Consider the following 2853-nt stretch of genomic DNA (forward strand, 5'->3'; position numbering starts at 1 on the left):
ACGTCGCCCTTCGGGTTTTTCCCGCTGGCTCCGTCGCTGCGGATGGGGGCCCCGGGTAAGTCAAAGTCCAAGGCAACAGCAAAGGCAAAATCACGAGCAACGGCCACAGCAACAGCATTTGCCCGCGAATGTCGATTCATCCTGTGCTGCATGGGGAGGCGAGGCTGGCTTCCGGGATCATGGGCGGGAACTCCATCCGCTACCGCGGGGACATCCCGCGGTTCCTCCCCATGCGAGGCAACGGGTTCAGGTTCCGGGAGGCCGTCTTGAAGGCTTCAGGGGGCTTTGTCCTGATTTGGGACCGTCCTGGAAGGGTGGGTTTGAGCGGAGATCATGATGGAAGGCCCCGCGCCGGCCCGTCCGCCGGGCATTTCGGCACCTGAAACCCAAGCGCTTATCATGTCGGGATGGAATCCACACACGATGTATTGATCGTCGGCGGCGGGCTGGTCGGGGCCAGTCTGGCGATTGCCCTGGACCGGATCGGCGTTGACGTCGGACTGGTCGAGGTCGCGCCGCCTGGGCAACTGCCGGCGGTGTTCGACCAGCGCAACCTCAGTTTCGCCGCGGCTACGGTCAATGCGTTGACCACGCTGGGGGTGATGGCCAAGCTGCGGGCGCCGACCGGGCCGATCCGGCGGATTCACGTCAGTCGTGCCGGGGATTTCGGGCGGGTCAAGTTGGATGCGGCCGATTATGGTCGCGACAGCTTTGGTCAGGTGGTGGTGGCGCGTGACTTCGGCGAGGCGCTGGAAGCGCGGTTGGGTGAATTGACGCATCTCAGCCGTTATCGCCCGGCGCGCTTCATCGGTCTGGGCGCGGTCGAGGACGGCCGTCGCAGCGTCCGCATCGCCGATGCCGACGGCGAGCGCACGCTGCATACGAAGCTGGTGGTCGGCGCCGATGGCACCCGCAGTGCGGTGCGCGAGCTGCTGCACATCGGCACGGATGAGCACGATTACTTCCAGACCCTGTTCGTGGCGCGTGTGCGTGCCGCGCGACAGCCCGACGGCACCGCCTGGGAGCGCTTCGGCGAACACGGCCCGACCGCGCTGCTGCCGCGTGGCGATCGCCATTACGGCGTGGTGCATGGCGTGGCGCGCGAGCAGGCCGAGGCGGTGGCCGCGCTCGACGAGGCGGCGTGGCTGGCGCGGGTGCAGCAGGCGATCGGCTGGCGTGCCGGGCGGCTGTTGGCCAGTGGCGAGCGCAGTGCCTTCCCGCTGGTGCAGGTGCTGGCGAAATCGCTGGTTGCCGAGCGTGTGGTGCTGCTCGGCAATGCCGCGCAGACCGTGCATCCGGTCGGTGCGCAGGGCTTCAACCTTGGTCTGCGCGATGCGCTGACGCTGGCCGAGCTGATCGAACACGATCGCAGCGATGCCGGTGCCGCCGGTCTGCTGTCGGCCTACGTCGCGCGCCGTGAACCCGATCGCGCGCAGACCATCGACTTCTCCGGAGGACTGGCACGGCTGACCTCCAATCCGGCGCCGTTGCTGCGGCCGCTGCGCAGCGCCGGCTTGCTCGCGGCCTCGCAGGTGGCGGGCTTGCAGGCGCTGCTGGTCGGCGGGGCGATGGGGTTCCGCGGCGAAGTGCCGCAGCTGTGCCGGAGCGCCTCGTGAGCCGGCGCGGTGGACTGGATGCGGTGATTGCCGGTGGCGGCGTGGTCGGTGCCGCCTGTGCGTTGGCGCTGGCCGATGCAGGATTGGAGGTTGCCCTGGTCGAAGGTCGCGAGCCGCCACGTTGGAGCGCGGAACGACCGGACCTGCGCGTCTACGCCTTTGCCCAGGACAACGCCGCGCTGCTCGATGCGCTCGGGGTCTGGCCGCAGGTGCGCGCCGCGCGCGTGCAGCCGTATCGGCGCATGCGGGTGTGGGACGCCGCGGGTGGCGGTGAGCTGGCTTTCGATGCCGATACGTTCGGGCGCGAGCAGCTTGGTTGGATCGTCGAAAACGATTTGTTGGTGGATCGGTTGTGGGCGGCGCTGCCGGCCGCAGGCGTGCGAGTGCATTGCCCGGCGCGGCTGGAGGCGATCGAGCAGGACGAGCGTGGCGTGCGGGTGAAGCTGGACGATGGCAGCCGCATCGACGCGGCGATGGCGATCGCCGCCGACGGTGCCGAGTCCACGCTGCGCGCGCTGGCCGGGCTGGAAGTGAGCCGTCATGACTACGCTCAGCGCGGCGTGGTCGGTTTTATCGAAACCGAGCTGCCACACGAGGACACGGCCTGGCAGCGCTTTCTGACCACGGGGCCGCTGGCATTGCTGCCGTTCGCGCAGGGGCGCAGCTCGATCGTGTGGACGCTGCCCGATGGCGAGGCCGAACGCGTGCTGGCGTTGGACGATGCGGCGTTCGAGCGCGAACTCGGCAACGCGTTCGCGGCGCGGCTGGGCCGGATCAAAGTGGCGTCGCGGCGCGCGGCGTTCCCGCTACGCCGCCAGCTCGTCGGCGACTACGTCGCGGGGCGCGTGCTGGTGCTGGGCGACGCCGCGCACGTGGTGCATCCGCTGGCCGGGCAGGGCGTCAACCTCGGCCTGCGCGACGTGGCCGCGCTGCGTGCGCTGGTGCGTGATGCCGCGAGCCGGCGCGCGGACTGGGCGGCGCCGCACCGATTGCAGCGCTGGGCGCGCAACCGTCGTAGCGACAACACGGTGGCCGCCTGCGGTTTCGACACGATCAACACGTTGTTCTCCAACGACGAGATGCACCTGACCTTGCTGCGCGGTCTGGCGCTCGGTACCGCCGGCCGGCTGCCGCCGGTGGTGGATGCGCTGTGGCGCAACGCAGCAGGAATGCGTCCGTAGGAGCGGCTTCAGCCGCGATGAGGCTTTACCAGTAAGGCTTCATCGCGGCTGAAGCC

Annotated in this window: 2 protein-coding genes; both read left to right on the forward strand. The window is 69.3% G+C overall.

Going from position 1 to position 2853, the window contains the following annotated elements; genetic code table 11:
- Positions 1–407 precede the first annotated feature (407 nt).
- Positions 408–1616 carry a 2-octaprenyl-6-methoxyphenyl hydroxylase gene (gene ubiH / locus AC3WJE_RS20930; protein WP_493732771.1) on the forward strand — a complete coding sequence of 403 codons (1209 nt, stop codon included), beginning with the start codon at positions 408–410 and terminating at the stop codon, positions 1614–1616.
- Complete coding sequence (locus tag AC3WJE_RS20935) at positions 1613–2797, forward strand: UbiH/UbiF family hydroxylase (protein ID WP_493732772.1); 1185 nt, start codon at positions 1613–1615, stop codon at positions 2795–2797. The genes ubiH and AC3WJE_RS20935 overlap by 4 nt, the downstream gene beginning before the upstream one ends.
- Positions 2798–2853 lie beyond the last annotated feature (56 nt).

The sequence above is a fragment of the Pseudomonas sp. GW821-FHT07E12 genome (assembly GCF_058986605.1).